The sequence below is a fragment of the Streptomyces nojiriensis genome (assembly GCF_017639205.1).
Taxonomy (GTDB): domain Bacteria; phylum Actinomycetota; class Actinomycetes; order Streptomycetales; family Streptomycetaceae; genus Streptomyces; species Streptomyces nojiriensis.
On the sequence record NZ_CP071139.1, the window covers coordinates 8808127 to 8821048 of the forward strand.

Annotated in this window: 10 protein-coding genes; 7 read left to right on the forward strand and 3 right to left on the reverse strand. The window is 72.9% G+C overall.

Annotated elements, in window-relative coordinates; all coding sequences use genetic code 11:
* The first annotated feature begins 19 nt into the window (after nucleotides 1-19).
* From JYK04_RS39840 to JYK04_RS39855, 4 genes are all read left to right on the forward strand, one after another.
* The gene (locus tag JYK04_RS39840; protein ID WP_189744927.1) at nucleotides 20-2236 is read left to right on the forward strand and encodes a CHAT domain-containing protein; all 2217 of its coding nucleotides are present in this window, start codon (nucleotides 20-22) and stop codon (nucleotides 2234-2236) included.
* Nucleotides 2237-2247: 11 nt separating this feature from the next.
* On the forward strand, nucleotides 2248-3702 hold the full coding sequence (locus JYK04_RS39845) for a lipase/acyltransferase domain-containing protein (RefSeq protein ID WP_229876693.1): 1455 nt from the start codon (nucleotides 2248-2250) through the stop codon (nucleotides 3700-3702).
* Between the two features lie 166 nt (nucleotides 3703-3868).
* Complete coding sequence (locus tag JYK04_RS39850; RefSeq protein ID WP_189744929.1) at nucleotides 3869-5725, forward strand: VanW family protein; 1857 nt, start codon at nucleotides 3869-3871, stop codon at nucleotides 5723-5725.
* A 182-nt stretch (nucleotides 5726-5907) separates the two neighbouring features.
* Nucleotides 5908-8535 carry a SpoIIE family protein phosphatase gene (locus tag JYK04_RS39855; protein ID WP_308431117.1) on the forward strand — a complete coding sequence of 876 codons (2628 nt, stop codon included), beginning with the start codon at nucleotides 5908-5910 and terminating at the stop codon, nucleotides 8533-8535.
* A gap of 37 nt (nucleotides 8536-8572) precedes the next feature.
* Here the strand turns inward: JYK04_RS39855 and JYK04_RS39860 are convergent, their stop codons facing one another.
* Entirely contained in the window at nucleotides 8573-9460 is an 888-nt protein-coding gene (locus tag JYK04_RS39860) for a S41 family peptidase (protein ID WP_189744933.1), read from the reverse strand.
* Between the two features lie 43 nt (nucleotides 9461-9503).
* The gene (locus JYK04_RS39865) at nucleotides 9504-9842 is read right to left on the reverse strand and encodes an antibiotic biosynthesis monooxygenase family protein (RefSeq protein ID WP_189744935.1); all 339 of its coding nucleotides are present in this window, start codon (nucleotides 9840-9842) and stop codon (nucleotides 9504-9506) included.
* A 128-nt stretch (nucleotides 9843-9970) separates the two neighbouring features.
* Between JYK04_RS39865 and JYK04_RS39870 the strand changes: the two genes are divergently transcribed.
* The 3 genes from JYK04_RS39870 (at nucleotide 9971) to JYK04_RS39880 (ending at nucleotide 11906) form a co-directional block, all read left to right on the forward strand.
* Nucleotides 9971-10972: an RNA ligase family protein gene (locus JYK04_RS39870; RefSeq protein ID WP_189744937.1), complete on the forward strand. Its 1002-nt coding sequence runs from the start codon at nucleotides 9971-9973 to the stop codon at nucleotides 10970-10972.
* Nucleotides 10973-11039: 67 nt separating this feature from the next.
* Nucleotides 11040-11540: a hypothetical protein gene (locus JYK04_RS39875; protein WP_189744939.1), complete on the forward strand. Its 501-nt coding sequence runs from the start codon at nucleotides 11040-11042 to the stop codon at nucleotides 11538-11540.
* 138 nt (nucleotides 11541-11678) lie between these two features.
* Nucleotides 11679-11906, forward strand: a complete 228-nt coding sequence (locus JYK04_RS39880) for a hypothetical protein (protein WP_202185977.1) — start codon at nucleotides 11679-11681, stop codon at nucleotides 11904-11906.
* Nucleotides 11907-11947: 41 nt separating this feature from the next.
* Here the strand turns inward: JYK04_RS39880 and JYK04_RS39885 are convergent, their stop codons facing one another.
* Nucleotides 11948-12802, reverse strand: coding sequence for a hypothetical protein (locus JYK04_RS39885; RefSeq protein ID WP_189744943.1), 855 nt, complete (start codon nucleotides 12800-12802; stop codon nucleotides 11948-11950).
* Nucleotides 12803-12922 lie beyond the last annotated feature (120 nt).

The window sequence follows — 12922 nt, forward strand, 5'->3', positions numbered from 1 at the left end:
ACTCGAAGGGAGGAGCGTGGTGAGCACCCCCGCCGCCGCTCGCATCGCTGACCTGCTGGAGGACGTACCGACGGACTCGAACCCGCCCGCCCGGTTCCCCGTTCCGGCTCCCGACCGACCCCCGCGGACCGATGGTCCAACGCTCAACATCACTGTGATCTGGGGCGACATAGCCCGGATCGCGGCCGATCTGCACGTCACGGGTCACTACCAGTCGGTAGTGCCCGCGGCCGCGGAACTCGCACTCGACCGGGCCATCTCCGTCGACCCCCGCCGCACCATCACCGAGCACACCAAGCTCGGCTGGATCGAAGCCCAGTTGGGCGAGGTCACGTACTTCCCCTGCAAGGAGGGCCCCGTGCGCTGCGCGGCCGTCGTCGGCATGGGACCGATGGGCACCCTGACGGAACGCCGCGCCGTCCAGCTGTACGCCTCCCTGCTCGGCGAAGCGCTCGGGCTCGGCCACGTCGGGACCATGGCCACCGTGCTCATCGGCTCGGGCACGGGCAATCTGGCCGTCAAGCAGGCGGCCCGCGCCCTCGTCCGGGGATTCGCCGACACCCTGGCGCCACTGGGCCCGCCCGCGCCGCCGCCCCGGCTCACCGACGTACTCCTCATGGAGGTCGACCGGCTGCGCGCGGAACAGCTCCACCTCGCACTCACGGACTGCGCCGCGAAGCTCCCGCAGGTACGGATCGTCCCCGGGCTGCGCGAGGAGAGCGGCGGCGAGCTCTTCGGGCCCTCCGCCGCGGTGTACGCACTGTCGGCGCTGACCGGGCTCGCCGGGCCGACGGGCGCGGCCGCCACCGACGGCACTCCGGGCGGCCCCGGCCCGCCGGCCGCGCAGGACGTCCTCGGCACCGTGCTCGCCGGCTTCGACGCCAACATCCAGGGAAAGATCCGCGAGCAGCTGGCGGACCTGGCCTCGGTGGAACGCACCGAACTGTCCCTGAGCGTCCGCAGACCGGCGGAGGGCCAGGACGACGCGGTGCCCGTCAGGATGTCCGTCCAGTCGGGGGTCGGCGGCCTGCGCTGGGCGGCGCTGACCGGGCGGGCCACCGTACCGGAGCGGCTCGTACCGGTGGACATGGACCTGCTCCGCGAACTCGTGGACCGGCTGACGGAACCGAGCGTCAAGGACGCGTGCGAACTGCCCGACCTGCTGTCCCGGTTCGTGGTGCCGCCGGACTTCCAGCGGCTGCTCACCGACGACTCGACGGTGCTGCTGGAACTGGACCGGGACACGGCCTCCGTGCCCTGGGAGTTCCTGGCCGAGATCCAGCAGGCCGGTATGGAGCAGCGCGATCCCCTGGCGATCCGCACCCAGCTGTCCAGGCAACTGCGCACGACCTACTCGCGGGTGATGACCGAGGGCCTGGCGGACGGTCCGCTGCGCGCTCTGGTGATCGGCGACCCGGGAGACCCGGAGAAGGGCTTCCACCTGCCCGGCGCCCGTCAGGAGGCCCTCGCGGTGGCCTCGCGGCTCAAGGAGCTCGGCGCGAAGGTCAGCCTCTTCGTCGGCGCGGCGAACGCGCTGCGCCAGCCGGGCGTCGACCCCGCCCGGCGCCTGGACGTGCTGCGGGTCCTGCTGTGCGGGGGCAACCACATCGTGCACTACTGCGGACACAGCGACTTCGACCTCTCCGGTACGGGACGCCGCTCGGGCTGGGTCTTCGCGGACGGCCTGCTGACCGCCCAGGAGCTCGCCCTGCTCGAACGCCCGCCGCTGATCGTCGTCGCCAACGCCTGCTACACGGCCCGCCTCGGCGCTGCCGCCGCCGGCCCCGGCACCCCGGACGGAGCGCCTGGCCTCGCCGGCCGCAGCCCCTGGGGGAACCCGCAGGCCGCGCTGGTCCCGAGCCTCGCCGACGAGTTCCTGCGCATGGGCGTGGGGCACTACATCGGGGCGGCCTGGCGGATCCCCGACGACCAGGGGATCACCTTCGCCGACCAGTTCTACACGCACCTGTTCACGGGCGGGTCCGGCGAGGCGGCCCCGACGGTGGGCGGCGCCGTCCGCACGGCGCGCAGGCGCCTCTACGGGCTGCGCGCCGGGGGGCAGGGGGAGCAGGACGGCGGCGGTCCGGGCGGCCGGAACGGCCCTGACGGCTCCGGCGGCCCCGACGACTCCTACCGCCCGGACATCACGGCGAGCGGGCAGCGCTGGAGTTCCTGGGCCGCCTACCAGCACTACGGCGACGCGGCCGACCCATTCGTCCGATCAGGGGGTAGCTAGGAGGCCCACTCATGGCCAGGATCCCGATGGCCGATGTCGTCGTACTGCTCCCCGGTATCGGCGGGAGCGTGCTGACGAGGAACGGCAAGGACGTGTGGGCGCCCTCCGCCTCGGCGGTACTGGGCGCGCTGGCGAGCCTGGGCGGCTCGCTGGAGTCCCTGGAACTCGGTGCGGACGACTGGCTCGTGGACGATCTCGGCGACGGCGTCGCCGCCGACCGTCTGGTGCCCGACCTGCACACCCTGCCCGGACTGTGGAAGATCGACGGCTACACGGCGATCGAGAAGTTCCTGCTGGCCCGGTTCGATCTGCAGAAGGGCCGGAACTACTTCCCGTTCCCGTACGACTGGCGGCGCGACAACCGGGCCGCCGCCCGCAGGCTCGCCGATCAGAGCGCCGTCTGGCTGCGGGACTGGCGCGGGACGAGCGGCAACTCCGCGGCCCAGCTCGTCCTGATCGGGCACTCGATGGGCGGGCTCGTCTCCCGCTACTTCGTCGAGGTGCTGGGCGGCTGGAAGGACACCCGGGCCATCGTGACCTTCGGGACCCCCTACTACGGTTCGCTCAACGCCGTCGAGTTCCTGTGCAACGGCTTCCACAAGCGGATCGGCCCGTTCGAGAAGGACCTCACGCGCCTCCTGCGCTCCTTCACCGGCCTGCACCAGCTCGCACCCGTCTACCGGTGCGTGTACGGGCCCGACGGCGAGGCGGCCACCCCGGCCAAGGCCGGGCTGCCCGGCTGGCACCCGCAGTGGAGCAGCCACCTCACCGACTTCTTCGGCGAGATGGAGAAGGCGGCCGCCGACAACCGGAAGGAATCCGCCTGGGAGTCCAACCAGGTGGTCTACCACCCCATCGTCGGCATGGACCAGCCCACCCGGCAGTCGGCCCGGCTCACGGACCACAAGGTCGAGACCCTGATGCTCCGCGGGGACGAGGACGAGGGCGGCGACGGCACGGTGCCCAAGCTCTCCGCCGCCCTCTCCGGCACCGAGGACGCCCGCACCTTCGTCCCCCAGAAGCACGGGAGCCTGCAGAACCACGACGCGATGCTCGACCACCTCGGCGGCATCCTCCAGTCCCTGCACGACATCCGCATCGACGACCTGCGCGCCGCCGTGACCTCGTGGTTCAGCTACCTCGGTGACGACCTCTACCTCGCCGACGAACCCGTCGTCTGCGAGGTCGGCGCCATCAGCGCGCTCAGCGAGGGCGAACTGCCCGAGGTGCCCGCGCGACTCTCGGTGACCGACCGGGCCTCCGGCCGGGCGGTGGTCGCCCGCGACCTCACGGTCGCGCGGGAGCGGCAGCGGGTCGACATCGGCGTGCTGCCCGCCGGTACGTACGACCTGCTGATCAGCGCCGGAGCCGACACGGCCCCGCTGTCCGACGTCTTCGTCGTCGCCGGACCGGACGGTACGGACGCCGTCGGGGCCACGGACGGCACCCGCGTGCCGGAGGGGTGACAGCCCCCGCTCCGCGTGAGCCCCCGCCGGGGTAAGAATCGTGACAACGATTACATTCATCCCCAAAACGAGCATCCAGCAGGGATCATTATTTCCCGTAATTGTCGTATATGGCTGCCATTGCGGCCCGCGCCACCTGAGGACCGGTCGGCGCTACGGGAGAGATATGGGACGCGTGCGCAGCTGGACGGTCAACCGACGGATCGCTCTGCCGGTGGCAGCGGGAGGGGCCGTCGTCCTCGCCCTGGGCGGCCTCTACGGAACCGCCCTCGCGGTCGGAGGCGACATCGACCAGGGCACCCGGGTCCTGGGGGTGGACCTCGGCGGCATGAGCCGGGCCGAGGCGCGCCAGGCGCTGACCCGGCAGCTCGGACCCGCCGCCGCGGCGCCGATCACGGTGAAGATCGGCGACCGGGTGGAGAAGGCCGATCCCGCCGCCCTCGGGCTCTCCCTCGACGCCGACGCGACCGTCGACCGCGCCGTACGGACCGGCTACGGCCCGGGCACCGTCATCGGCGGCCTCTTCGCCTCGGGCAGCCGCGACGTGGCGCCGGTGATCAGCATGAACGAGCAGACCGCCCGCGCCGCGGTGAAACGCCTCGGACTGACCACCGGGCAGCACGTCCGCGAAGGGGCGATCGCGTTCGAGGAGGGCACGGCGAAGGCCGTCGCCCCGCTCCCCGGCGTGTCCCTCGTCGAGGACAAGGCCCTCGGCACCCTCCGCGACGCCTACCTGCGGCCGCACCCGGGCCCCGTCGTCCTGCCGGTCGTGCGCACCGAGCCGCGCGTCGGCGCCGAGGAGACCGGACGGGCCATGCGGCAGTTCGCCGAGCCCGCGATGTCCGGGCCCGTCACGCTCACCGTCGCCGGCCGGCGCATGTCCATAACCCCCGCCGTCCTCGGCGAGCACCTGAAGATGCGGGCCGACGGACAGGGCCGCCTCGTGCCCGACCTCGACTCCAAGAGCCTGCTCGCGGACCCCGCCGTGGCGCCCACGATCGACGAGGTCACCCGTACGCCGCGCAACGCCGTGCCCGGCCTCGCCGCGGACGGCCGCGTGGTCATCGCCGACCAGGGCCGCGCGGGACGACAGGTCACCCAGGAAGCGCTCGGCCGGGCCGTGCTGCCGCTGCTGACCCGCACGGGCGCGGCCCGCAGCGGCGAGGTCGCCACCGCGGCGGTCCAGCCGGAACTCACGGCCGGTGAAGCGCGGCGGCTCGGCATCAAGGAGAAGGTCTCCTCCTTCACCGTGGAATTCCCGGCCGCCCCCTACCGCACCACCAACATCGGCCGCGCCGTGGAGCTCATCAACGGCTCCGTCGTCATGCCGGGGCAGGAGTGGAGCTTCAACCGCACGGTCGGTGAGCGCACCCCCGAGAACGGCTTCGTCGACGGGATCATGATCAACGACGGCCAGTACGTGAAATCGCCGGGCGGCGGTGTCTCGGCGGTCGCCACCACCATGTACAACGCCGCGTTCTTCGCGGGCGTCAAGCCCGTCGAGCACGGCGCGCACTCCTTCTACATCGAGCGCTACCCCGAGGGCCGGGAAGCCACCGTCGCCTGGGGCACCCTCGACCTGCGCTGGCTCAACGACTCCGGCCACCCGCTGTACATCCAGGCCCGGTCCACCGACACGTCGCTGACGATCTCCTTCCTCGGCACGAAGAAGTACGACGAGATACGTGCGACCAAGGGGCCGCGCACCAACATCACGCCGCCCGGGAAGCGGACCGGCAGCGGCGAGACCTGCGAGGTCCAGACGCCCCTGGAGGGCTTCGACGTCACCGTCGGCCGGACCTTCGTCCAGGGCGGCAAGGAAGTCAAGCACGAGGACTTCAAGACCCACTACACGCCGCGCGACGAGGTCACCTGCACCCCGGAAGGCGCGCCGGAGGCCTCTCCCGGGGCCACCCCGGGCGCCACGCCGGGCGCCACCCCGCAGGCCCCGGTGCCCTCGCAGACCCCGTCCTCCGCCGCCGCGGGCGGCGTCCGGACCGCGGCCCAGCGCCACGCCGGCTGACGTCACCGGGGGACCAGGTGTGACAATCCGGGCGCTCCCTGTGCATGTCGGGGGCCGGAGGCGCCCGGAAGTGCTACAACTGGGTTCGTGACCATTCCTCGCCACCCGTGCCGGGCACGTCGGTGCGGTCACCTCTAGGCAACCGGAACAAGAGCGTCGCCGGACAGGTATTCGTCCTCCAGGTGGCGATCGTGGTGTTGCTCGCGGCCGGGGCCCTGCTGGCCCTGGTCCTCCAGTCGAGGCACGACACCGAACGCGAGGCGCGCAACCGGTCGGTCTCCGTGGCCCAGACCTTCGCCCACTCCCTGGGCCTCCAGGACACCCTGAAGACGTCCGACCCGTCCAAGACGCTCCAACCCCTCGCCGAGACCACGCGCAAGGCCGCCGGGGTGGACTTCATCGTGGTGATGGACACCAACGGCATCCGCTACAGCCACCCCCAGCCGGACCGCATCGGGAAACGATTCGTCGGCACCATCGAGCCCTCGCTGAAGGGCCAGGTCCACACCGAGAGCGTCGACGGCCCGCTCGGCAAGGAGATCCAGGCGATCGTGCCGGTCACCGGGCCCGACGGCAAGGTCAACGCGCTCGTCTCGGCGGGCCTCACCGTCAAGAACGTCACCGGCGTCGTCGACCGCCAGCTCCCGGTCATCCTCCTGGCCATCGCCACCGGCCTGGCCCTCGCCACCGTGGGGACCGCGCTCATCAGCAGACGCCTGCGCCGCCAGACCCACGGGCTCGGCACGCAGGAGATGACCCGCATGTACGAGCACCACGACGCGGTGCTCCACGCCGTCCGCGAAGGCGTGCTGATCACCGACGGCGAAGGCCGGCTCCTGCTCGCGAACGACGAGGCCAAACGCCTGCTCGGGCTCCCGGAGGACGCCGACGGACGGCACATCGCCGACGTGCCGGGCCTGGACCGCCGGATGGCGGACCTGCTGCTCTCCGGCCGCGAGGCCACCGACGAGGTCCTGGAGAGCGGGGACCGGCTGCTCGTCGTCAACCAGCGGCCCACCCACCCCCGCGGCCGGCCGGAAGGCGCCGCCATCACCATCCGCGACTCCACCGAGATGCAGGTCCTGACCAGCCGGGCGGAGACGGCCCGCAGGCGCCTCAAACTGCTCTACGACGCGGGCGGCGACATCGGCACCAGCCTCGACGTGGTGCGCACGGCCGAGGAGCTCGCCGCCGTGGCCGTCCCCCGCTTCGCGGACTTCGTCACCGTCGACCTCGCGGACCAGGTCATCGACGGCGAGGAGCCCCGCGCGGGCTCCGACATGCGGCGCACCGCGGTCAGCGGCATCCGCTCCGACCACCCCCTCTACCCCGTCGGCCGACTGATCGACTTCCTGCCCTCCACCCCCCAGGCGCGCGGCTACGGCACCGGACGGGCCGAGCTGGTCCCCCACCTGGCCGACGCGCCGGGCTGGAAGGCCCAGGACCCGCCACGCGCCCAGGCCATCGTGGACTACGGCATCCACTCCCTCATCGCGGCCCCGCTCATGGCCCGGGGCGTCGTACTCGGCGTGGTCAACTTCTGGCGGTCGCAGAAGCAGGAGCCCTTCGACGAGGACGAGCTGTCCCTGGCCGAGGAACTCGTCGCCCGCGCGGCCGTCAGCATGGACAACGCCCGCCGCTACACCCGCGAACACGCCCTCGCCGTGACCCTCCAGCGCAGCCTGCTGCCCCGCGCCCTGCCCGAGCAGAGCGCCATGGACGTGGCGCACTTCTACCTGCCCGCGCAGTCCGGGGTCGGCGGCGACTGGTTCGACGTGATCCCGCTGGCGGGCTGCCGCGTCGCGCTGGTCGTCGGAGACGTCGTCGGACACGGCCTGCACGCCGCCGCCACCATGGGGCGCCTGCGTACGGCCGTGCACAACTTCTCCTCCCTCGACCTGCCGCCCGACGAGATCCTGGCCCGCCTGGACGACCTCGTACAGCGCATCGACCACGACGGGGAGGGCGACGACGTGAACGGCGGCGTACTGGGCGCGACCTGCCTGTACGCCGTCTACGACCCCGTCTCCCAGCGCTGCACGATGGCGCGGGCCGGCCATCTGCCACCCCTGGTGGTCGCCCCCGACGGCACGACGGAGATCGTGGAACTGCCGGCCGGACCCCCGCTGGGGCTGGGCGGCATGCCCTTCGAGACCGCGGAGCTGGACCTCGCCGAAGGCAGCCAGCTCGTCCTCTACACCGACGGACTGATCGAGGAGCGGACCCGGGACATCAGCGAGGGGCTGGAACTGCTGCGCGCGGCCCTCAGCCACCCCGACCGGGACCCGCACGAGAGCTGCCGGGCCGTGCTCGACATGCTGCTGCCGCCCCGGCCCACCGACGACGTGGCCCTGCTCATCGCCCGGACCCGGACGCTCGGCCCGGACCGGGTCGCCCAGTGGGAGGTGCCGTTCCAGCCCAGCGCGGTGGGCGCCATGCGCAACGCCGCGGCGAAGAAGCTCGACGAGTGGGGCCTGACGGACCTCGGTTTCGCCACGGAACTGATCCTCAGCGAGCTGATCACCAACGCCCTGCGGCACGGCAGCGCACCCGTGCGGGTGCGGCTGCTCCACGACCACAACCTGACCTGCGAGGTGTGGGACGGCAGCAGTACCGCCCCGCACCTTCGCTACGCCGCCACCACGGACGAGGGCGGCCGCGGCCTGTTCCTGGTCGCGCAGCTCAGCGAGCACTGGGGCACCCGGTACACGCCCGACGGCAAGGTCATCTGGGCTGAGCTGGCCCTGCCCGGCGCCGCGGGCGGCACGGAGGCCGCCCTCGCGGCCTTCCTGGACGTGGACCCGATCTGACCGGCCCCGGGGGCCCGTGGAGCCGGGTCCACGGGGGTCAGACGCCCGGCCGAAGGGCCTTCAGCGCCGTCTCGAGCGCCTGCTCCGCCGGGACCGGGACATCGGGAACGACTCCCACGCCCTCCCAGTTGCCGCCCGTGACGGTGTTGATCGACCGTGCCGTCGGCACCGTCACGAGAACGTGCTCGGCGACCGCGTGCCGGGCCGTCGGATGGGCGCCGCCCCGGGTCGTGGCACCGACCAGAACGGCCCGCCCCTGCGCCTGGAGGGTGTACGCCACGTCCTCGCCGCCGGAGAAGGTGCCCTCGCTCGTGAGGACGTGGACCGGCCGGTCCAGATAGCGCGGGGCGGGAAGGTGCGCGACCGTCCAGTACTGGCGGGTCGTGTCCGAGGTCCGGTCGTAGATGTCGTTCAGGTGCACCTGGTCGTCGGGGAAGAAGTAGCTGCACCACATCGCGGCACCTTCCGGAGCCCCGCCGCGGCAGCCGCGAAGGTCCAGGACGAGGGCGGAGCTGTGTGCGACCAGCTGCATCGCCGCGCCGATCGCGCTCGCGCCCTCGACGGCGCTCGCGATCCACCGGATCTCGATGAGCCCGACGTTCCCCTCCAGCCGCTCGACGCGCTGGATCCCCTGGTTCTCCGCCCGGAGCAGCGCCAGGAACGCGGCCTCCCCGCCGTCCTCGTCCACCGGGTCCAGCGACTGCGGCTCGTCCGTCCACAGCAGGCGCAGGTGCTTGTCCGGGCAGACCTCCTGAAGGTCGGCCGTCACCACCCCGCAGAGCGCCGGCCCGTCCAGGCCCGCGTAGGCACCCGCCGCGAGACGGCCCCGTATCGCGGCCTCGATGACAACGGCCTTGTCGGGGAAAACGTAGCCCGCGGTGATCCGGTCCAGGGCGCGTTCGACGATCTCTTCGTTTTTCGGCATGAGGAGTCATGATAGAGCGCCAACACCCCGGTGACCAAAGGGTTTACCCTCGACCCGCACCCGGTCCGGGGGCCGTGCCAAGGACGCCGCCGGGCTCCGCGAGCATGTCGTCGACAAGCTGCATCCGGGTCTCCGGCAGGCGCTCGGCGATCGCCTCCACCATCATCGCGACCCCCTGCGGGTCGGGCGCCGCACAGCGTTCGCGGGCCGCCTCGTCGGGCCAGCGGGCATACGCCACCCAGGTACCGTCGTCCGCCCGGTGCAGCCGGGACCCGTAACTGCCGCATTGCGCGTGGATGGCCGCCGTCACGCGGTGCCAGCCGTCGGCGAACTGCTGCTCCATGCCCGGCCGGAGCCGCCACCGGTAGATCACTGCGAACACGCCCGGATACCTCCCGCATCAGGATGTGGATCTTTCCTGGCCACTCTAAGGGCAGTCCCGCGGAGCCCGCCGAACAGGCGGGAAGAAACCCGGGGGAGCTTCGCGGACGCGCTCGCTACCATCGCCTGGTGCACCCCGAACCCCGCCCTTGGACCCCGTATCCGAAGATCCCTGCGAACACCCGGCTGGGAGAGGCCCGCGGGCGGAACTGGGTGGCCCACGAGAAGATCCACGGTGCCAACTTCGCCGTCGTGTGCGACGCGTCGGGCGCGCACCCCGCCAAGCGGCGGGAACTCCTCACGGACGGCGGGCTGGACGACTTCTTCGGCGTCGGCCGGATCTGGCCCGCGCTGGCGGTCGCCGCGACCCGCTGCGCGCAGCGCCTGCGCGAGGACACCGGAGCCCCGGCCTCCGCCGTCGTCACCGTCTACGGCGAACTCGCCGGCGGCCGCTACCCCCACCCCGGCGTCCCCGCCACGCCAGGAGCGGAGCCCGTCCAGACCGGCGTCTGGTACGCGCCCGAACTCCTCTGGCTCCCCTTCGACGCCACCGTCACCGACCACGACGGCCCGCGCTGGGTCGGGGACCGGACGCTGCGCGCGGCGGCCGCCGAGGCCGGGCTGCACTGCGTCCCGCTGCTCGCCGAAGGTCCGCTCGGGCGCCTCCAGGAACTGCCGGCGGTCTTCCCCACCCGGCTGCCCGCACTCCTGGGCCTGCCCGCGCTGCCCGACAACCTCGCCGAGGGCCTCGTCGTCAAACCCGCCGACGGATCCCGGGAACCCGGCCGGCCCATGGCCAAGTTCAAGCAGCCCGCCTTCGCCGAGGACGAGCGGTTCGACGGCTCGCGCCCCTACCAGGCGCCCGCCGAGGGCGCGGCAGGAGTTCCCGGCTGGCTGCTCGCCCACGGCACCGGCCTGCTCACCCCGGCCCGGGCCGCGTCCGCCGTGAGCAAGCTGGGACCGCGCACCCCGCCGGGCGACCTGGCCGCCGAGATCGCCCGGGACGCCACCGAGGAGGTGGCGCAGGCACTGGGCGGCCTGGACACGACGACGCACCGCGCACTGGAGGCATGCCTGCACGCCGGAGCCCTGACCCTGGCCCGCTTCGACGCCGCCGACCGCCGCGCCTGACACCACCGGCGCGGGGGCGGGCCCGCCGGATTCCGCCGGCGCCGGCGCCCCTGTGCATACTGCTGCCATGAAGTCCCCGGTCGGCTCGCGCATCCACCTGATGATCACCTTCGTCCTGGTGACGTGCGGCGCGGTCGCCGGAGCCTGCCTCGGGATCCTCCTGTCCGGCCGGCTGATGGCAGTGGTCTTCGCGGCCGTGGCCGGTCTCGGCGCCGGGCTGGGATCGTTCTTCTCCCGCAGGCAGGTCCTCGCCCTCTTCCAGCCCGACCCCGAGGAGGTCCCGGCCGACGGCTACGCCGAGGGCCTCGCCGACGCCGCCCTCGTCTGCATCGCGACCTATCAGGCCGCCGTCTTCCCGCTCACCCCCGACGGGGTGAGCGAGGCCGAGCGGGAGGCCCGCCGCACGATGGCCTACCGCATCTCCGCCTACGAGGGCCTGCCGTACCCGGTACGGACCTCGGCGGCCGCCGCCCTCGAAGCCATCGACCACGGCGCGGACCCGGGGCGGGCGGAGACCGCGATGAAGGCGCTCTGCCTCACCATCTACGACAACCGCCACGGCCGCTGAACCCCGGTGCACCCCGGGCCGTCCGGTGCGCTCAGCCCATTGTGTGATCGGCTGGTCGGCAACGGTTGGGCCTCGGTCCGGCCGTCGGCAGTGGCCTGATGCGGATCATGGCGTTGTCCGGTTATGGAATCTGACGGGATGCTGTTCGCTCGGGCGCCGCTCGACGGTGTCGTCTGGCTCGACACACTGGTCCACGACCCGGACTGCCGGTCATGTCCGCGTCTGCGGGGGCCGGGAGAGGAATCCGAGGAGGCCGACCCCGACGCCGACGGGATCCCGGTGCTGTCGGGCCGGGGCCGGAACTGGATGGTGGCCGCGTCCGCGGTCACGGTCGTCTCGGCCGTACTGACCGTCGTGGCGAACTGACGGCGTTCCCGGCCGGCCCCGCGGCCCGGGTGCGCGCGGGCTCATCCGCCCCGGTGGAGGGTGAGCGTCCAGCTCCGGTGGCTGTGCTCGCCGGGCCGGTCGGGGTGCTGTTCGGTGATGGTCGCGGTGATCTCGTCGCCGGCGCGGTGGAGCGCGCCGTGGTAGCGCCACGCTTCCTCCGGATCGATGGCCAGCAGTTCGGCGAGGACGGTGTCCTCCAGCCGGCGGCCGACGGCGCGCAGCACTCCGGCGTCGAGAACCAGGATCGTCCCGTCCGTGAGGACGAGCGGCTTCGGGGTCTGCGGGTCGGTGAGCGAGGGTCCGCGTTCCACCGTGCCACCGGGCAGCAGCCGGACCACCCGGCTGCCGGTGGGGATGTTGCGGTCGGTCTCGACGACGCGGATGCCGGTGCCGACGACGTAGTGGCCGTAGCTGCGCCAGGAGTCGTACAGGGTGCCGTCGCGGTCGTACGCCCAGGTGTCGAAGGCGTCGTAGCCCTCCAGGCCGAGTACGAACCGGCCGCCGCCCAGGGCCGCGCCGCGGGCACCGCGCAGTTCGGCGATCAGGCCGCCGTCCGCCAGGTCGAGCAGCACGGCCGGGCCGAGGTTGCCCCAGGCCGTGTACGCGAGGGAGTCCGTCGTGACCAGGACCCGGCCGCCGGAGAGGTGGGCGGCGTTGGGGACGCCGGAACAGAGCGCGGTCCAGCGGGTGCGGCCCGAGTCGTCGACACAGCTGATCTTCCCGGCGGTGCCGTGGATCCGCAGATCGCCCCGCCGGGCGAGCGGCCGGCCCCCGGCACGGGACGGACCGCCCTGCGGCAGACCGGACTTGCGCCCCCGTGCCCGCACCGTGACCCGCCACGCGCCGGACCGGCCGTCCTCCTCGGATATCCCCATGGATCCAGATGCTAAGGGGTGTCTTGCCAGTCGGGCCGCGGACCGGCCCCGCCCGCAACCGTGGTCGATCCGACGACGCACCGTCACCAAGCTGTGAAGCTTCTACGGGACGCTGGTGCT